At 66.4% G+C, this 16,645-nt stretch carries 18 protein-coding genes, 4 tRNA genes and 1 pseudogene; 12 read left to right on the top strand and 11 right to left on the bottom strand.

The window, feature by feature from the left end:
- Window positions 1–60: 60 nt before the first annotated feature.
- The 7 genes from G370_RS0114170 to pcnB all read right to left on the bottom strand — a co-directional run bounded on the left by G370_RS0114170 (window position 61) and on the right by pcnB (window position 6,154).
- Window positions 61–267, bottom strand: a complete 207-nt coding sequence (locus G370_RS0114170) for a DUF6229 family protein (protein WP_010484314.1) — start codon at window positions 265–267, stop codon at window positions 61–63.
- Between the two features lie 280 nt (window positions 268–547).
- Window positions 548–2,062 carry a glucose-6-phosphate isomerase gene (gene pgi, locus G370_RS0114165; protein WP_019661186.1) on the bottom strand — a complete coding sequence of 505 codons (1,515 nt, stop codon included), beginning with the start codon at window positions 2,060–2,062 and terminating at the stop codon, window positions 548–550.
- The gene (panD, locus tag G370_RS0114160) at window positions 2,059–2,439 is read right to left on the bottom strand and encodes an aspartate 1-decarboxylase (RefSeq protein WP_019661185.1); all 381 of its coding nucleotides are present in this window, start codon (window positions 2,437–2,439) and stop codon (window positions 2,059–2,061) included. Before panD ends, pgi begins: the two co-directional genes overlap by 4 nt.
- A gap of 160 nt (window positions 2,440–2,599) precedes the next feature.
- The gene (gene panC / locus G370_RS0114155; protein ID WP_019661184.1) at window positions 2,600–3,439 is read right to left on the bottom strand and encodes a pantoate--beta-alanine ligase; all 840 of its coding nucleotides are present in this window, start codon (window positions 3,437–3,439) and stop codon (window positions 2,600–2,602) included.
- Complete coding sequence (gene panB / locus G370_RS0114150; protein ID WP_019661183.1) at window positions 3,436–4,251, bottom strand: 3-methyl-2-oxobutanoate hydroxymethyltransferase; 816 nt, start codon at window positions 4,249–4,251, stop codon at window positions 3,436–3,438. Before panB ends, panC begins: the two co-directional genes overlap by 4 nt.
- A 34-nt stretch (window positions 4,252–4,285) precedes the next feature.
- Window positions 4,286–4,771: a 2-amino-4-hydroxy-6-hydroxymethyldihydropteridine diphosphokinase gene (gene folK / locus G370_RS0114145; protein WP_019661182.1), complete on the bottom strand. Its 486-nt coding sequence runs from the start codon at window positions 4,769–4,771 to the stop codon at window positions 4,286–4,288.
- 3 nt (window positions 4,772–4,774) lie between these two features.
- Entirely contained in the window at window positions 4,775–6,154 is a 1,380-nt protein-coding gene (pcnB, locus tag G370_RS0114140; protein ID WP_026347154.1) for a polynucleotide adenylyltransferase PcnB, read from the bottom strand.
- Between the two features lie 52 nt (window positions 6,155–6,206).
- Here pcnB and G370_RS0114135 point away from each other — a divergent pair.
- Window positions 6,207–6,281, top strand: a tRNA-Glu gene (locus G370_RS0114135).
- 387 nt (window positions 6,282–6,668) lie between these two features.
- Here the strand turns inward: G370_RS0114135 and G370_RS0114130 are convergent.
- Window positions 6,669–8,093, bottom strand: coding sequence for a sugar porter family MFS transporter (locus G370_RS0114130; protein WP_019661180.1), 1,425 nt, complete (start codon window positions 8,091–8,093; stop codon window positions 6,669–6,671).
- A 193-nt stretch (window positions 8,094–8,286) separates the two neighbouring features.
- On the opposite strand from G370_RS0114130, the gene fdxA reads away from it, so the two are divergent.
- The gene (gene fdxA / locus G370_RS0114125) at window positions 8,287–8,610 is read left to right on the top strand and encodes a ferredoxin FdxA (protein WP_004153066.1); all 324 of its coding nucleotides are present in this window, start codon (window positions 8,287–8,289) and stop codon (window positions 8,608–8,610) included.
- Between the two features lie 169 nt (window positions 8,611–8,779).
- Here the strand turns inward: fdxA and G370_RS0114120 are convergent, their stop codons facing one another.
- Together G370_RS0114120 and dapA are read right to left on the bottom strand one after the other, a co-directional pair.
- On the bottom strand, window positions 8,780–9,295 hold the full coding sequence (locus tag G370_RS0114120; protein WP_019661179.1) for a hypothetical protein: 516 nt from the start codon (window positions 9,293–9,295) through the stop codon (window positions 8,780–8,782).
- A 32-nt stretch (window positions 9,296–9,327) separates the two neighbouring features.
- Window positions 9,328–10,221, bottom strand: coding sequence for a 4-hydroxy-tetrahydrodipicolinate synthase (gene dapA / locus G370_RS0114115; protein ID WP_019661178.1), 894 nt, complete (start codon window positions 10,219–10,221; stop codon window positions 9,328–9,330).
- A gap of 164 nt (window positions 10,222–10,385) precedes the next feature.
- Here dapA and G370_RS0114110 point away from each other — a divergent pair, with 164 nt between their 5' ends.
- The 10 genes from G370_RS0114110 (at window position 10,386) to G370_RS0114065 (ending at window position 16,282) form a co-directional block, all read left to right on the top strand.
- Window positions 10,386–10,946, top strand: coding sequence for a glycine cleavage system transcriptional repressor (locus G370_RS0114110; RefSeq protein ID WP_019661177.1), 561 nt, complete (start codon window positions 10,386–10,388; stop codon window positions 10,944–10,946).
- Window positions 10,947–11,025: 79 nt separating this feature from the next.
- Complete coding sequence (locus G370_RS0114105) at window positions 11,026–11,505, top strand: peroxiredoxin (protein ID WP_019661176.1); 480 nt, start codon at window positions 11,026–11,028, stop codon at window positions 11,503–11,505.
- 84 nt (window positions 11,506–11,589) lie between these two features.
- The gene (locus G370_RS0114100) at window positions 11,590–12,990 is read left to right on the top strand and encodes a PhoH family protein (protein ID WP_019661175.1); all 1,401 of its coding nucleotides are present in this window, start codon (window positions 11,590–11,592) and stop codon (window positions 12,988–12,990) included.
- Complete coding sequence (locus tag G370_RS0114095) at window positions 12,987–13,493, top strand: hypothetical protein (protein WP_019661174.1); 507 nt, start codon at window positions 12,987–12,989, stop codon at window positions 13,491–13,493. The genes G370_RS0114100 and G370_RS0114095 overlap by 4 nt, the downstream gene beginning before the upstream one ends.
- A 12-nt stretch (window positions 13,494–13,505) precedes the next feature.
- The gene (locus tag G370_RS0114090) at window positions 13,506–14,174 is read left to right on the top strand and encodes a YoaK family protein (RefSeq protein WP_019661173.1); all 669 of its coding nucleotides are present in this window, start codon (window positions 13,506–13,508) and stop codon (window positions 14,172–14,174) included.
- A gap of 64 nt (window positions 14,175–14,238) precedes the next feature.
- Window positions 14,239–15,048, top strand: coding sequence for a bifunctional hydroxymethylpyrimidine kinase/phosphomethylpyrimidine kinase (thiD, locus tag G370_RS0114085; protein WP_019661172.1), 810 nt, complete (start codon window positions 14,239–14,241; stop codon window positions 15,046–15,048).
- A complete protein-coding gene (locus G370_RS1000000121390) occupies window positions 15,045–15,971 on the top strand; it encodes an alpha/beta hydrolase family protein (protein ID WP_026347152.1) in 927 nt (308 codons plus the stop codon). Before thiD ends, G370_RS1000000121390 begins: the two co-directional genes overlap by 4 nt.
- Window positions 15,962–16,038 (top strand) — tRNA-Arg (locus G370_RS0114075). The genes G370_RS1000000121390 and G370_RS0114075 overlap by 10 nt, the downstream gene beginning before the upstream one ends.
- A gap of 58 nt (window positions 16,039–16,096) precedes the next feature.
- Window positions 16,097–16,173 (top strand) — tRNA-Arg (locus G370_RS0114070).
- A gap of 32 nt (window positions 16,174–16,205) precedes the next feature.
- Window positions 16,206–16,282: transfer RNA gene (locus G370_RS0114065), tRNA-Arg, on the top strand.
- Window positions 16,283–16,318: 36 nt separating this feature from the next.
- Here G370_RS0114065 and G370_RS1000000121820 read toward each other — a convergent pair.
- Window positions 16,319–16,645 (bottom strand): annotated as a pseudogene (locus G370_RS1000000121820) (hypothetical protein); the annotation flags it as partial.

The raw sequence follows: 16,645 nt of genomic DNA, 5'->3' as shown, positions 1-16,645 counted from the left end.
AGAGTCTGTTCCAGTCGCCGGCACGCAGCTGCATGCCTCTGCGTGCCGGCACGGGCTACATCAGCAACACAGGCAGTGGTTGATCACCGATACCGTGGTGGTGCACTCGTTGGTGCCACCGGTGATCATGGTGTCCGAAGCCCCGGTGAGGGCCGCTTCGGTGGCTGCCGCACCGTAGATGAACAGCGAACCCGCAGGGTTGGCGCACCCATCCACATCGTCCGAGCCATTGAGCCAGCCGGACACAACGTCGTCATTCAGATCCATTCGCAATCTCCTGTCATTCACAACATGAGGCGTTGAGGACACGGATCGATTCCACGTCCCTCCGGATACGGCCAGTCCCTGGCATCAACATCATGCTGCGAGCGATACTGGATGACAGGTACAGCCGCCCATGCACACTGCATTGGCACGCCATGCGTAGTCAAGCTGCGCTGCCGCAGGCACGCGAATACGCTGCATGGGCAACGCCGCAGGGCCCCGGAATGGCAGGAACGGAAGGCATGGGATGGCCGGCCTGTCGCCGGCGCATCCACGACCGGGCTCAGCGCTTCAGCTGCGCCAGTATCTCGCGGGTCATCGGATCGGCAATCGCCACATCCTCACCCTGCAGCGCCGGCAACAGGCCACTGGCCAGCTGCTTGCCAAGCTCGACACCGAACTGGTCGAAGGCATTGATGTTCCAGATCACCGACTGCACGTACACAGCGTGTTCGTACATGGCGATCAGTGCGCCCAGCGCCTGCGGGGTCAGTGCGTCGAGCAGGATCAGCGTGCTCGGGCGGCCCCCGGGGTAATCGCGGTGCGGGTCGTCGCTGCTCTGGCCATTGGCCAGTGCTTCGGTCTGCGCCAGCAGGTTGGCCAACAGGGCCTGATGATTGATCGTGTAGGGATCGTCGCTGTGCACGCAGCCGATGAAGTCGGCCGGAACGATGCTGGTGCCCTGGTGCAGCGCCTGGAAGAAGCTGTGCTGCACGTCGGTGCCCGCCCCGCCCCACCACACCGGCACGGTGTCGGTGGTGACCGGCTGTCCGTCACGCTGCACGCGCTTGCCCAGGCTTTCCATCACCAGCTGCTGCAGGTAGGCCGGCAGCAGCGCCAGGCGCTGGTCGTAGGTCATCACCGCGTGCGTGGCATGGCCCAGCAGGTTGCGGTTCCAGATGTCGGTCAGGCCGTGCAGCACCGGCAGGTTGCGCTCCAGCGGTGCATCCAGCGCATGCGCATCCATCTGCGCGGCGCCTTCCAGCAGCTGCTCGAAGCGCTCGAAACCGATGGCCAGCGCGATCGGGAAACCCACGGCCGACCACAGCGAATAACGGCCACCGACCCAGTCCCACATCGGCAGCACGTGATCGGCGGCGATCGCGAAAGCCTTGGCCGCGCGTTCCGGATTGGCGCTGACGGCATACAGGCGCTCGCTGCCCCCCAGCCAGTCGTGCAGGATCTGGCCGTTGAGCAGGGTTTCCTGCGTGCCGAAGGTCTTGGAAATCAGGATGCCCGCGGTCTTCGCCGGATCCAGCGTGGCCAGCGTGCGCTGCATGGCGGCGCCGTCCACGTTCGACACGAAATGCACGCGCAGGCGCGCACCGCTGACCGGACGCAGCGCATCGGCGACCAGGCGCGGACCGAGGTCGGAACCACCGATGCCGACACTGACCACGTCGGTTACGCCGCTGTCTTCCAGCGCGCGCACCAGCACGCCCATGCGCTGGCGGATCTCGCGCGCGGTGGCATAGGCCTCAGCGGCAACCGGTGCATCGACCACGTCGCCGCGCAATGCGGTGTGCAGTGCGGCGCGACCCTCGGTCAGATTGACCTGCTCGCCACGGAACAGGCGCGTGATGGCGCCGCCGACATCACGTTCGGCAGCCAGCGCCAGCAACGCCTGCAGCGCGGCGGCATCGTATTTCTGCCGCGCGAAGTTGACGTACAACGGACCGACCCGCAGCGCCAGATCCTGCACGCGGCCGGGTTCGGCGGCGAGCAGGCTGGGGATGCTTGCGCCCTTCAGGCGCTGGGCGTGGGAATGCAGCGAGTCGAATCCGTTGTTCGTTGTCATGCGGCCTGGGTCGGGATCGTGTCGTTGGTGTGGGTGATCTGGTTCTTGCCATCAACGTACACCAGCTTCGGCTTGAAGCTGTCGGCTTCCTGCTCGGTCATGCTGGCGAACGCGGCGATGATGATGATGTCACCGACCTGCACGTGGCGCGCGGCGCCACCGTTGAGCGAGACAACGCCGCTGCCGGCTTCGGCGCGGATGGCATAGGTCGAGAAGCGCGCACCGTTGGTCACGTCCCAGATGTGCACCTGCTCGAACTCGCGGATGCCGGTGGCATCCAGCAGGTTGTCATCGATGGCGATCGAGCCTTCGTAGTTCAGCTCGGAATGGGTGACGGTGGCGCGATGGATCTTGGTCTTGAGCAGGGACAGGTGCATGGGGGCGCTGCAACGGCAAAGGAAAGAGCGGATTCTAGCACCCGCACAGCGCGGGGCATCACGGCCGGCAACCTGTTCAGGTAGGCGGTGAAACCGGGGTCAGAACCCTTTCCCCTGGAAAAGGCATCTGACCCCATGCATCGCGCGGCGCCGCCGGAGCTCAGAATTCCAGGTTGTCGATCAGCCGGGTCGTACCCAGTCGCGCGGCGATCAGCGCCACGCGGCCACCGCCGTCGAAGGTCGGCTCGGCCAGCTCCGGGGTGCGCAGCACCGCATAGTCGACCTGGAAACCGGCCGCCTGCAGTGCGGCGGTGGCATCGGCCTCGATGCGTTCGCGCGGGTGACCGGCCACGTAGCCCTCGCGCATGCCCAGCAGGGTGCGGTGAATGGCGGTCGCGACCGGGCGCTGTTCCGCGCTCAGGTACTGGTTGCGCGAACTCTTGGCCAGGCCATCCTCGTCACGCACGATCTCGGCACCGACGATCTGGATCGGGAACGACAGTTCGGCCACCATCTGCCTGATGACAGCCAGCTGCTGGTAGTCCTTGCGGCCGAACACAGCCACGTCCGGCTGCACCTGCAGGAACAGGCGCGCTACCACCGTGCACACGCCGTCGAAGTGACCCGGGCGACTGGTACCTTCAAGCACTTCACTGACACCCGGCGCGTGCATGCGCGTGGTCTTGTCCACGCCCAGCGGATACATCGCCTCCACGCTGGGCAGCCACACCGCATCGCAGCCGACCTGTTCCAGCCCGGCCACATCGGCCTCGGGCGTACGCGGATAGCGACTGAAATCCTCGTCCGGCCCGAACTGGGTCGGGTTGACGAAGATGCTTGCCACCACCTTGTCGGCGTACTGGCGGGCCAAGGTCACCAGGGAATGATGGCCACCGTGAAGGTTGCCCATGGTGGGCACCAGCGCCACGCGCAGGCCCTCGCGCTTCCAGTGGGCGATCTGCTCGCGCAATGCGCCAAGCTCGTTGAAGGTCTGGATCATTGGGCGTAGGCGTGCTGTTCGTCGGGGAAACTGCCGTCGCGCACGGCGTCGGCAAAGGCACGGGTGGCACCGGCCACCGAGCCGCCTTCGGCAAGGAAATCCTTGACGAACTTGGGGCGGCGATGACCGCTGTCCAGGCCGAGGAAATCGTGCAGCACCAGCACCTGGCCATCGCAGTGCGGGCCGGCACCGATGCCGATGGTCGGCACCTCCACCGCAGCGGTCACCTCGGCGGCAACCGGGGTCGGCACGCACTCAAGCACCATGATGCTGGCGCCGGCAGCGGCCACGGCCCTGGCATCTTTCACCAGCTGGCGCGCGGCATCGCCGCGGCCCTGGATCTTGAAGCCGCCCAGGCGCAGCACCGATTGCGGGGTCAGGCCCAGGTGCGCGCAGACCGGAATCTCGCGCTCGACCAGGTAGCGGATGATGTCGACCTTGAAGCCGGCACCTTCGATCTTGACCATCTCGGCACCGGCCTGCAGCAGCTGCAGCGAGGCATCCAGCGCGCGCTCCGGGGTGGCATCGGCGCCGAAGGGCAGGTCCGCCACCAGCAGCGCACGCTGCAGCACGCGGGCCACGGCGCGGGTGTGGTAGACCATGTCGGCCACGGTCACCGGCAGGGTCGAATCATGGCCCTGCACCACCATGCCCAGCGAATCGCCGATCAGGATCAGGTCAACGCCATTGGCGTCGAAAGTGCGGGCGAAGCTGGAGTCGTAGGCGGTCAACATGACCAGCTTCTGGCCATTGCGCTTGGCCTCGGCCAGGGCGGGAACGGTCCAGGGCTTGCTGTCTGCGTGGGTGCTCATGTGCTGATAACCGGGGGAGATAACCCGGGCATTATCACCCTATCGGGGTAATCCCGCAGGCGTCCACCCGCACCACTGCGTCCCGCACGCGGCCGTGGCCGGGAATGGCCAGATCCGGCGCGATTTCGGCCAGCGGCACCAACACGAAGGCCCGTTCGTGCATGTACGGGTGTGGCACCTTCAGCCCGGGCTGGTCGAGCTCCTGCACGCCGTACAACAACAGGTCCAGGTCCAGCGCGCGCGGGCCCCAGTGCACTGCCGGATCGCGCACGCGACCGAAGCGCTGCTCCAGCGCCAGCATGGCCTGCAGCAGCTCATCGGCCGGCAAGATGGTTTCGACCGAGGCCACCGCATTGACGAACGGCAGCTGGTCTTCATTGCCCCAGGCCGGCGTTGCGTAAAGCCGCGAGGCCTGGCGCAGCCGGGTCCCGGGCAGGCCGTCCAGCGCGGCAATCGCCGCGCCGACGGTGGCGGCCGCGTCGCCGAGGTTGGCGCCGAGGCCGATCCAGGCAGGGGTCATCGCCTACTCGCCCGCTGCACCGGCCGGGGCACCCGGACGACGGCGGCGACGGCGGCGCTTGCGCGGCGCTCCGCTCTCGTCATCGCCTTCTTCGCTGTGCATCGCATCCAGCGACGACTCCAGCTCACGCCCGGACTGCGCCTGCGCTTCGCGCCAGAACTCGACATCGGCGGCGTGCTCGGACGACGCCACCTGGCGCAGGCTGAGGAAATCGAACGCGGCACGGAAGCGCGGATGGGTCAGGGTGCGGAACACGCGCTTGCGCTGGCGCGAGCTGAAGCGCGACTGCAGCAGCCAGATTTCCTGCATCGGCAGCGAGAAGCGGCGCGGCAGCGCGATGGTGCTCAACTGCTGCACGGTGACGCGGTCGGCGGCGCGGCGCTGCGCCTCTTCCGGTGCCACGCCCTGCTTGAGCAGGGTCGCCTGTGCACGGCAGAACCCCGGCCACAGCAGCAGCGCGAACAGGAACGCCGGCGAGACCGGTTCGTCGTTGGCCACCCGCGCATCGGTATTGGCCAGGCCCTCGACCAGCATGCGGCGCAGCGCGCCGGTGCGGTTGGCTTTCAGCGCCTTGGCGCTTTCCGGGAACAGCACGTCGAGCAGGCCGTAACGCTCAAGGCCTTCGAAGCTGGCCACGCCGTGTCCGGACAGGAACAGCTTGAGCACTTCCTCGAACAGGCGCGCTGGCGCGGCTTCGTTGAGCAGGCCGGCCAGGTGCGGGATCGGCGCGGCAGTACCCTCCTCGATCTGGAAGCCGAGCTTGGCCGCCAGGCGCACCGCTCGCAGCATGCGTACCGGGTCTTCCTGGTAGCGCTGCACCGGGTCGCCGATCAGCTTCATCAGGCGCGCCTGCACGTCCTCGAAGCCACCGGTGTAGTCGCGCACCGAGAAGTCCTCGATGGCGTAGTACAGGGCGTTGCAGGTGAAGTCGCGGCGGATGGCGTCGTCTTCGATGGTCCCGTACACGTTGTCGCGCACGAGCATGCCGTTTTCCATCTCGCGGTCGCCGCTGCCGTCATCGCTGTTGGCGCGGAAGGTGGCGACTTCGATGATTTCGCGGCCGAACACAACGTGGGCGAGGCGGAACCGGCGGCCGATCAGTCGGCAGTTGCGGAACAGCTGCTTGACCTGTTCGGGCGTGGCGTCGGTGGCCACGTCGAAATCCTTGGGTTGGCCATTGACCAGCAGATCGCGCACCGCGCCGCCGACAAGGTAGGCGCCGAAGCCGGCATCGCGCAGGCGATAAAGCACGCGCAGGGCGTTCGGGCTGATGTCCTTGCGGGAGATCGTGTGCTGGTCGCGCGGGATGACGCGCAGGCTGAACGGTGATGTAGCAGGGGAAATGATGTTGGCGCTTCCGGTTGAAGTTTCGGGATTGCCCAATGGCATCGAGGTGCATATACTAGCGCTCCTGCCTCGGCAGCGACACAGTTACGCTCCCTTCGTCTAGTGGTTAGGACGTGGCCCTCTCAAGGCTAAAACAGGGGTTCGAGTCCCCTAGGGAGCGCCAGTCGCCGCAGCAGGAACCGAAAAAGCCCGCCTTGTGCGGGCTTTTCTGTTTTCCGGGGTTTGCATCGGCATCGGTCGGCCTGGTCGCAGTAGCGCCTTCCTGTTCCTGCGTGGGAGGGGGTGGGCCACCCTGACAGTTTCCCGCGACGGCGGCACGAACAGCCTCGCTCCTCCGCAGCCAATTCAATCCCGACGCGCAGACCTGCGTCCGCCAGAACCGCAATGCCTGACGCGAAGGCGGGGCAGCTCAAGCCGGGACCGTTGGCGCCATGGATGGCGCCATCGAGCCCCCATGGATGGGTTCACGGCGTGTCCCGGATTGGGCTGCCCCGCCTTCGCCCTCGATGACACCGAGGCGCCAACGGAATGCAACCGAAGCCGGGCAGCGTCAGCCTTCCATCTGCTCCAGCTCCTTGCCCTTGGTCTCGCGCACGTAGCGGACCACGAAGAAGATCGAGAGGATGGCCGCCACCGTATAGATCCCGTAGGCCCCGGCCAGGCCGATGCCCGCCAGCAGCATCGGGAACGTCACGGTGATCGCGAAATTCGACGTCCACTGCGCCGCACCGGCGACGGCCAATGCCGGGCCGCGGATCTGGTTGGGGAACATTTCACCCAGCATCACCCACATCACCGGGCCCCAGGACATGTTGAAGAACACCACATAGACGTTGGCCGCCACCAGCGCCAGCCGGCCCATGCCGTCGGACAGTTGCAGGCGACCGTCGGCGAGACTGCCACTGGCGAACGCGACCACCATCAGTACCAGCGCTACCGACATGCCGACCGAGCCGATCCACAGCAGCGGCTTGCGTCCGATGCGGTCGATCAGCAGCACTGTCAGCAGGCAGGCACCGATGCTCAGCGCACCGGACAATACATTGATCAGCAGCGCGTCGCTTTCCGAGAACCCCACCGCCTGCCACAGCACCGCGCCGTAGTAGAACACCACGTTGATGCCGACCAGCTGCTGGAACATCGCCAGGCCGATGCCGACCCAGAGGATCGGGCGCAGCCTGCCGGTGACCTTGTCGCGCAGGTCGGCGAAGCGTGGCTTGTGCTGGTCCTGGGCCAGGCTCGCCTCGATCTCGGCCTGCTTGGCCGTGGCTGCGGCCTCGCCGTACAGCCGCGCCAACACCGCCCTCGCCTGCTCCGGGCGCCCCTTCACGACCAGGAAGCGCGGGCTTTCGGGAATCACCAGCAACAGCAGCAGGAACAGCCCCGATGGCAGCGCCTGCATCCAGAACATCCAGCGCCAGGCCTCATGGCCCAGCCATAGCGGCTCGGTCGACGCCCCAGCGGCACGGGCCAGCAGGTAATTGCTGAGGAAGGCGGCGAACAGGCCGCAGATGATCGCCATCTGCTGCACCGTGGCCAAGCGCCCGCGATAGCGCGCCGAGGCCACCTCGGCGATGTAGGCCGGCGACATCACGCTGGCCGCGCCCACCGCGAAACCGCCCAGCACGCGCGCGGCGATGAACAGCCAGGAAGCGTGAGCGGCACCGGCGCCCAGCGCCGAAACCAGGAACATCAGCGCCGACACGATCAGCACGCCTCGGCGGCCCAGGCGATCCCCCAGCCAGCCTGCCAGGAAGGCACCGACCGCACACCCCAGCAGCATCGAAGCGACTTCGAAACCAAGCGCCGCCTCGCTGGAGTTGAAGGCCTGGCGAAGGCCGTCGACCGTGCCATTGATGACACCACTATCGAAGCCGAACAGGAATCCACCGAGGGTGGCCACGCAGCTGATGAGGACGATGAATGCCGTGTTTTCGCCGCCGTGGGAGGCGATGCCGGGTTGGCGCTGGGACATGGATGAACCTGTTGGGAAGGGAGGCCGGCCATCCGACGCAGCCGGCTGACCCGCAGCGTCGCACAGGCCTTGCCCTGCCGCCAATGTCCGCCACGGCCGCGCCTGCCAGGCGCCCGATTTCCGCCCCGCGCCGACACTGGGGGCCAACCTGTTCTAGAATTGGCGGGTTCAGGAATCGATCCGCCCCCAGCCCATGCCCTTTGTCGTCACCGAAAACTGCATCAAGTGCAAACACACCGATTGCGTGGAAGTGTGCCCCGTGGATTGCTTCCACGAAGGCCCGAACTTCCTGGTGATCGATCCGGATGAGTGCATCGACTGCACCCTGTGCGAACCGGAATGCCCGGTCAACGCGATCTTCCCGGAGGACGATGTTCCTGCCGGCCAGGAGAGCTTCGTCGCCCTCAACGCCGAGCTGGCGAAGGAGTGGCCGGTGCTGACCGTGCGCAAGGACCCGCCTGCCGACGCCGGCGAATGGGATGGCAAGCCGGACAAGCTGAAGCTGCTGGAACGCTGAGAAGCGCCTGCTGCGACAACGAAAAAGGGCGCCTTGGGCGCCCTTTTCCATTTCCGGTAGCGCCGGGCCATGCCCGGCGGATCCTGGGCCGCGCTTCAAGCTCGCCGGGCATGGCCCGGCGCTACCCAAGGCAGGTGCGGACCAAGGCCCGCATCCACCCGACCAGCCCTTACTGCGCCAGCTTCGCCTTGAGCGCGGCGATCAGCTTTACCGGCGCTTCGGCCGTGGCCGGCAGGCCGCGCGGGTCCACCGCGGAGATGTAGGCGCCGGCATCGACGGCCACCACGCGGACCAGGAAGTTGCTGCCTTCGTAGGCCACGTCATACGAGCCCAGCAGCTGCGCGCGGCTGGCGATGGTCACGCCTTCCACGCCTTCCAGCGCGGTGCCGACCTTGGCGAAGGCCTCATCCTTGCCACCGGCGATGGTGAAACCCGTGTTGCCCACGGCCGGGGCCGCAGCCACCGGGGCCGCCGGCTTGGTCGCCGAGGAAAGGGTCGGCACCTTGTTGTCGCCGGTGGTGGCCGGCAGGTTCAGGTCCGGCGGCACTTCCAGCGGACGCATTTCCGGGGCCAGGGCGTAGTCGCCCTTGACGCCGCGCTTGAAGCAGCCGGTGGTGCCGGCAGCGACCGCCACAGCAAGCAGGGCATAGGACAGCACGCGGACGGTGGAAACGGATTGACGCATGTGAATCTCCTGGGTCAGACCAAGACGGAAGGTCAGTGGCTGGAAAGGGCTTCGAGGGCGGCGATGTCGCCGGCAAGGTGGTCGGCGGCCGCATGGTGCGGCGCCGACAGCGGCAGCAGCGGCAGGCGCAGGTCATGGCCGACACCGATGCGGCGCAGCAGCGCCTTGACCGGAATCGGGTTCGGTTCAACGCCGCAGAAATCGTGGAACGGCTGCAGGCGCGCGTCCCAGGATTCGGTGGCTGCATGGTCGTGCGCGGCGGCCAGTTCGCACATCCGGCGGTAGGCACCCGGAAGCACGTTGGAGCCCACGGAGATCAGGCCATCGATGCCGGCCCGGATCGAGCGCGCGGCGGTGCCGTCATCGCCACTGAGGACCGCGAACTTCGGGCTGCGCAGCGCCAGCAGCGCCTGCACCCGGCCGGTGTCGCCCACCGCCTCCTTGATGCCGACGATGTTGGGGTGGCTGGCCAGTTCGGCCACGGTCTCCGGCTGCATGTCGCAACCGGTACGGCCGGGCACGTTGTACAGCACGACCGGCAACCCGCCCTGGTCGGCGACCGCACGATAATGGGCAATCAGGCCGGCCTGGGTCGGCCTTACGTAAGGCGGGGTGACCACCAGTGCATGGCTGGCGCCAAGCGCGGCCGCACGACGGGTCTGTTCGATGGTTTTGGCAGTACCGGACAGGCCGGTGCCGGCCATGACCGGGATGCGGCCGCCAATGCGTTCGACCGCGCTGGCCAGCAGCAGGTCGTACTCGGCATCGGTGAGGGTTGCCGCTTCGCCGGTCGAGCCGGCAACGACAACGCCATGGACGCCACCTTCCAGTTGCAGGTGCAGCAGGCGCTGCCAACCGTCGGGATCGAGGGCGCCGTCGGCCCGGAACGGGGTCGCCAGCGCGGTGATGAGGCCGGAAAGGGACAAGGACGTGCTGCTCTTGGCTGGAAAGGGAAAACGCCCGCCACGAAAGGCCGGGGGCGACCTGAATGTTACTTGCGGCGCGAAAGCACGGGCAAGTATGCTGGACACCGGTGGATCCCCGCCTCTGGCGGGCATTCAGACTCACGCATGCATTACCCGGAATCGCCTTGACCGACACCACCCCGCGCCCCGCGCCGAGCGAAAACCACCTCCTGATCAACGCCTACACGACGCATCCGGAGTCCCCCCTGCTGCCCGTCACCCGCCGCATCGCCGACAGCGGCTGCAATCTGGTGGACGCACGCCTGGCCACGGTCGGCCGCGACGTCTCGGTCACCGCCCTGGCCACCGGCTCCTGGGACTCGGTGGCCAAGCTGGAGGCGATGCTAACCCGGCTGGAGCGCGAGGAAGGGCTGAAGCTGGTCTGGTACCGCACCGCCGCCAAGCAGGCGCAGTCCAACCTGCTGCCCTACATCGTCGAGGTGATCGCCGCCGACAAGCCGGGCATCCTGTTCCAGCTGGCCGATTTCTTCGACCGCCAGGGCATCACCATCGAGAACCTGCAGAGCACGCGCTACCGCGCCATGCAGACCGGTGCGGAAATGTTCAGCGCACAGGTCACCATCGGCGTGCCGGCCAACATGCATATTGCCGCGCTGCGCGACGATTTCCTTGAGTTCTGCGACCACCTGAACCTGGACGCGATCATGGATCCCATGAAGTTCTGATTCTTCGCGCGTCTCTCACGCGCGCGTGGCGTTTCATGTAGCTGTAATGGCAAGAACCCAGGCTCGACAGAAGGACCTCATGAACAACGGCGACACCCTGGACAGCACTACCCTCTCCCTGCCGCTGGCCCTGTCCGGCGGCGACCACGCCACCCTCGGCGACTATGCCGGCCAATGGCTGGTGCTGTACTTCTATCCCAAGGACAGCACGCCGGGCTGCACCACCGAAGGCATCGACTTCAACGCCCTGCTGCCGAAGTTCAGGAAGGCAGGCGCGGTGGTACTGGGCGTCTCGCGCGATTCGGTGAAGTCGCACGACAACTTCTGCGCCAAACAGGGCTTCAACTTCCCGCTGGTCAGCGATGGCGACGAAGCGCTGTGCAGCGCCTTCGACGTGATCAAGATGAAGAACATGTACGGCAAGCAGGTACGCGGCATCGAACGCAGCACCTTCCTGATTTCCCCCGACAGCCGCATCGTGCAGTCCTGGCGCAAGGTCAAGGTTGCCGGCCATGCCGATGCCGTTCTCGCCGAACTGAAGGCCTCCCAGTCCAAGTGAGACCCACTGCCTACCGTGTCTGCCATCACCCTGCCCCGCTGCAGGCCGTGGTGGTTTTTCCCTGCCCGTAACCAGGAATCGACGATGACCCGAGGCAAGCGCATCTACGTGCTGGATACCAACGTGCTGATGCACGATCCCACCGCGCTGTTCAAATTCGAGGAGCACGACATCTACCTGCCCATGCAGGTGATCGAGGAGCTGGACAACGGCAAGAAGGGCACCTCCGAAGCCAGCCGCAACGCTCGCCAGGTGAGCCGTTTCCTCAACGAGCTGGTGCAGGAATCCGGCCTGGACAACCTGGCCGACGGCATTCCACTGCAGCGTCCCAATGGCCTGCAGCTGCGCGGCAAGCAGAGCGCCGGCAAGCTGCGCTTCCAGACCAGCCATTTCGACGCGGGCAAGAGCTTTGGCAAGGTCATTCCGGACAATGCCATCCTCGGCGCGATCCTGGCCCTCAAGGAGGAAACGCCGGACCTGCCGGTGGTGTTCGTTTCCAAGGACATCAACCTGCGGATCAAGGCCGCCATCGCCGGCATCGTGTCCGAGGACTACGAGAACGACCGCGCACTGGACGATTTCAGCCTGCTCTACACCGGTGCCACCGAGCTGCCCGAAGACTTCTGGAAGCGCCACGGCGAGGATCTGCGCAGCTGGAGCGACAAGGGCCGCAGCCATTACGAGATCCAGGCGCAGGATGGCGAGGAGTGGTACCCGAACCAGTACGTCTACCTGCCCGGCGAAGACGAAGTCGAACTGCGCGTCAGCCGCGTGGTCGGCGACGGCAAGGTAGTGCTGTCGCTGGTCGATGATTTCCGCCACGGCAGCCATGCCGTGTGGGGCATCAGCGCACGCAACCGCGAGCAGAATTTCGCCCTCAACGCACTGATGGACCCGGAGATCGACTTCGTCACCCTGCTGGGCACCGCCGGTACCGGCAAGACCCTGCTGGCACTCGCCGCCGGCCTGGCGCAGACGATGGACCAGCAGCGCTACCGCGAGATCATCATGACCCGCGCCACGGTCAGCGTTGGCGAGGACATCGGTTTCCTGCCGGGCACCGAGGAAGAGAAGATGACGCCGTGGATGGGCGCGCTGACCGACAACCTGGAAGTGCTCACGCACAACCAGGAAGGCGGCACCTGGGGCCGCCAGGCCACCAACGACCTGCTCGCCAGCCGCATCAAGATCCGCTCGATGAACTTCATGCGCGGCCGCACGTTCCTGTCACGCTACCTGATCCTGGACGAGGCGCAGAACCTCACCCCCAAGCAGATGAAGACGCTGATCACCCGTGCTGGCCCCGGCACCAAGATCGTCTGCCTGGGCAACGTCGAGCAGATCGACACCCCGTACCTGACCGAAACCACCTCGGGCCTGACCTACGCGGTGGATCGCTTCAAGAACTGGCCGCATAGTGCGCACATCACCCTGCGCCGTGGCGAACGCTCGCGCCTGGCCGATTACGCGTCGGAGGTGTTGTGAACCGCTGCACCCGCCTGCTGCTGCCCACGGCTGCGATCGCCCTCGCAGCCGCGCTCGGCGCCTGCACCACCACGCGCGGCCCGGCCAGCGTGCCGACCGCCGAACGTACCGGACAATCCTGGGTGGTCACCCGCCCGATCATCGCCGCGCAGGTGCTCGACACCTGCTCGCGGCCCAGTCCAGGCCGCGAGGCGGGCCGGGTCAGCGGCTATTGGGCACCCAGCCGGCAGCAGATCGACCAGCTGGAAGCACAGCTCTCGTCGCTGCAGGCACAGGTCCCGAAGGTGCTGGACTTCGACCGCCAGTACGTCGGCATCGAAAGCGCCGGCAAGCGGCTGATCTACGTCAACGCCTTCCATCTGCCCGATGGCAGCGGCATCAATCCGGCACGGGAAGCGATCCGCGTCTGCGACGGCGGCACGCAGTTCTGGGGCGCGGTGTTCGACCCCTCCAGCAATACCTTCAGCGAGCTGCAGTTCAACGGCGGCTTCGGCGGGCCCTGAGGGGCCTTGCCGATGGGAATACGCCTGCCCACCTGGGTCTGGATTGGTGCGGTCGCGCTCTCGTGCGTGGCCGGCATGGTCAACGTGGTCGGCTTCCTCGGCTTCGAGCATCAGGCGGTCAGCCACATGACCGGCAGCACCAGCCAGCTGGGCATGGCGCTGGCGCAGGGCGACTGGCGCGCGGTCGGCCATCTGTGGGGGCTGCTGATCGCGTTCTCACTGGGTGCGATGCTCAGCGGCCTGTTGATCCAGGACAGTACCCTGCAACTGGGCCGACGCTACGGCGTGGCGCTGGCCTTGGAGTCCGCGCTGCTGCTGGTGGCCATTCCGCTGTTCGAACGCCACCAGATCTGGGGCGCACTGGCCGCCGCCATGGCCTGCGGCCTGCAGAACGCGATGGCCACCACCTTCAGCGGCGCGGTGGTACGCACCACCCATCTCAGCGGCATGTTCACCGACCTCGGCATCGGCCTGGGCCACCTGCTGCGCGGATTGCCGCTGCAGGTACGACGCCTGACCCTCAGCGGCCTGATCATCAGCGGCTTCCTCGCCGGCGGCATCCTCGGCGCCTGGCTGTTCATGCGTTGGCAATATGACGCTCTGCTCGCCCCTGCCCTGCTGACTGGCCTGACGGGCCTGGGCTATGTGCTGTACCAGCAATGGGCACGTTGGCGGCATTGAATCAAGGACATCGGCGCATGGCGTGGATCTACCTTCCCCTGCGCGACCACGGCACAATCGCGGAATGAGCCCGACCACTCCCGTTTCCGCTCTCACCATCGCCGGCTCCGACTCCGGTGGAGGGGCGGGCATCCAGGCCGACCTGAAAACCTTCGCCGCGCATCGCGTGCACGGCCTCTCCGCAATCACCGCACTGACCGCGCAGAACACGCGTGGCGTCATCGCCGTGCATGTGCCGCCGATCGACTTCCTGCGCGCGCAGCTGGAAGCCTGTTTCGACGATTTCGACATCCACGCGGTAAAGCTGGGCATGCTGGCCAACGCCGGCGTGATCAACGCCGTTGCTGACGCACTGGAGAAGCATCGTCCGCCGCACGTGGTGCTGGACCCGGTGATGGTCGCCACCAGCGGGGCGCGCCTGCTGGAAGACAGCGCATTGCAGGCCATGCGTGAGCGCCTGATCCCGCTGGCCACGCTGATCACCCCCAACACACCGGAAGCAGAACTGCTGGTCGGACGGAAGATCAGCAATGGCGATGACGCTGAGCGCGCGGCGTCAGCCCTGCTCGATCTCGGTGCCGGCGCCGTACTGCTGAAAGGTGGCCACCTGCAGGAAGGCAACCGCGTAATCGACCGCTACTTCGACGGCGTCAGCAGCGAAGAATTCATCCATGCGCGCCTGCCACTGGACGCGCACGGTACCGGCTGCACGTTGGCTTCGGCCATTGCTGCGCAGCTGTGCAATGGCCTGAGCCTGGCCAATGCCTGCGAAGCCGGCATCGACTACGTTGCACGTGGGCTGCAGCAAGGCTATGCGCCGGGCCGCAGCGAAGTGCTGGTGCTCGACCATTTCGGCGCGGCACCGCACGCATGAGCCTGACGCCACGCATCCTCGCCGTGCAGTGCAACGACGGCCATCGCTACGAAGTGATCGCCTGCGTGCCTGCACATCCCGTCGCGCGCCTGCTGTGGCTGCCGGCACTGGGCGTCGCCGCGCGCCACTACCTGCCACTGGCATTGGCGCTGGCGGCGAAGGGCGTGGCGGTCTACCTGCACGAGTGGCGCGGCAACGGCAGCAGTTCACTGCGCCCGTCGCGCACGCAGGACTGGGGCTATCGCGAGGTACTCGAACAGGATCTGCCAACCAGCCAGGCGGTCCTGGCCACAGCGGATGACGACGCCGGCGCCCTGCCCTGGATCATCGGTGGACACAGTCTCGGTGGGCAGCTGGCTTGCGTGCATGCCGGCCGCAACCCGCACTACTTCAACCGGCTATGGCTGGCCGCCAGTGGCTCACCGTTCTGGCGCGGGTTCCCGCCACCCCGTGGCTGGCTGCTGCCACTGGTCTACCGCTTCCTGCCGTGGATCGCGCGGCGCCAGGGCGTCCTGCATGGCCGTCGCCTCGGCTTTGGTGGCACCGAAGCGCGCGGGCTGATTGCCGACTGGGCGCGCGTGGGCCTGAACAACCACTACGCCGCGTCCGGCATGGACGAAGACCTCGATGCGCAGATGGCGCGCGTGCATGGCAGCGCACAGGCGGTGCTGATGGAGCACGACTGGTTGGCCCCCACCGGATCGATGCAGACGCTGCTGGCGAAGCTGCCGAATGTGGACGCGCAGCTGCGCGTGCTGTCCGCGCAGGAACTGGGCACGCGCGCCGATCATTTCGCGTGGCTGAAGGCGCCGGACGCCGTGGCTGACAGCTTTTTCATTCAGTTGGATGAAAATTTTCACAAAACTGTTGACGGTCCGCGCCGACATCCGCATAATTCCGCTCCTGTCGCAGGGCGCCCGTAGCTCAGTTGGATAGAGTACCTGGCTACGAACCAGGCGGTCGGGAGTTCGAATCTCTCCGGGCGCACCACTCGACAGGTTTCCGGCATCCGCCGCTGGAAATGCAGTAAAATTTGATTGTGTACCGCGCGCCCGTAGCTCAGTTGGATAGAGTACCTGGCTACGAACCAGGCGGTCGGGAGTTCGAATCTCTCCGGGCGCACCATACACAGTCAACACAACAAGTTTATGTAATTGGCGCCCGTAGCTCAGTTGGATAGAGTACCTGGCTACGAACCAGGCGGTCGGGAGTTCGAATCTCTCCGGGCGCACCATTACACCGAAACAGCAGGCCTCGGCCTGCTGTTTTTTTATATGTGTTTTTCGACAGGGCTGCGCCCTGCACCCTGGTAGTGCCGGCCGCTGGCCGGCAACGGCAACGGCAACGGCAACGGCAACGGCAACGGCAAAAGCTGGCATTCCGTGGGCTGGCGGGGCGGCATGGACAGGCAGGACACGCCGTAAACCCATCCATGGGGGCTCGATGGCGGCATCCATGCCGCCAACGGTCCTGCCTGCCCATGCCGCCCCACCTCTGACAGATTTCCGCGATCTGATGGATCCACGCCATGCGTGGATGAATCTCCATCGAGTTCGAGTTCGAAAATTTCGACAAGTGATCGAAGAGCATCCACGCA

Origin of the sequence: Stenotrophomonas hibiscicola ATCC 19867, assembly GCF_000382065.1 — a bacterium.
Classification (GTDB): Bacteria; Pseudomonadota; Gammaproteobacteria; order Xanthomonadales; family Xanthomonadaceae; genus Stenotrophomonas; species Stenotrophomonas hibiscicola.
This window is presented reverse-complemented; position numbering and strand designations above follow the sequence as displayed.

What these genes read in the sequence shown, in the direction of transcription:
- panB (WP_019661183.1), bottom strand. Translation starts at nt 4,251, where the DNA reads ATGAGCACCCACGCAGACAGCAAGCCCTGGACCGTTCCCGCCCTGGCC.
- folK (WP_019661182.1), bottom strand. Translation starts at nt 4,771, where the DNA reads ATGACCCCTGCCTGGATCGGCCTCGGCGCCAACCTCGGCGACGCGGCC.
- thiD (WP_019661172.1), top strand. Translation starts at nt 14,239, where the DNA reads ATGAGCCCGACCACTCCCGTTTCCGCTCTCACCATCGCCGGCTCCGAC.
- G370_RS0114170 (WP_010484314.1), bottom strand. Translation starts at nt 267, where the DNA reads ATGGATCTGAATGACGACGTTGTGTCCGGCTGGCTCAATGGCTCGGAC.
- G370_RS0114100 (WP_019661175.1), top strand. Translation starts at nt 11,590, where the DNA reads ATGACCCGAGGCAAGCGCATCTACGTGCTGGATACCAACGTGCTGATG.
- G370_RS0114105 (WP_019661176.1), top strand. Translation starts at nt 11,026, where the DNA reads ATGAACAACGGCGACACCCTGGACAGCACTACCCTCTCCCTGCCGCTG.
- panD (WP_019661185.1), bottom strand. Translation starts at nt 2,439, where the DNA reads ATGCACCTGTCCCTGCTCAAGACCAAGATCCATCGCGCCACCGTCACC.
- pgi (WP_019661186.1), bottom strand. Translation starts at nt 2,062, where the DNA reads ATGACAACGAACAACGGATTCGACTCGCTGCATTCCCACGCCCAGCGC.
- G370_RS1000000121390 (WP_026347152.1), top strand. Translation starts at nt 15,045, where the DNA reads ATGAGCCTGACGCCACGCATCCTCGCCGTGCAGTGCAACGACGGCCAT.
- panC (WP_019661184.1), bottom strand. Translation starts at nt 3,439, where the DNA reads ATGATCCAGACCTTCAACGAGCTTGGCGCATTGCGCGAGCAGATCGCC.
- fdxA (WP_004153066.1), top strand. Translation starts at nt 8,287, where the DNA reads ATGCCCTTTGTCGTCACCGAAAACTGCATCAAGTGCAAACACACCGAT.
- G370_RS0114090 (WP_019661173.1), top strand. Translation starts at nt 13,506, where the DNA reads ATGGGAATACGCCTGCCCACCTGGGTCTGGATTGGTGCGGTCGCGCTC.
- G370_RS0114120 (WP_019661179.1), bottom strand. Translation starts at nt 9,295, where the DNA reads ATGCGTCAATCCGTTTCCACCGTCCGCGTGCTGTCCTATGCCCTGCTT.
- G370_RS0114130 (WP_019661180.1), bottom strand. Translation starts at nt 8,093, where the DNA reads ATGTCCCAGCGCCAACCCGGCATCGCCTCCCACGGCGGCGAAAACACG.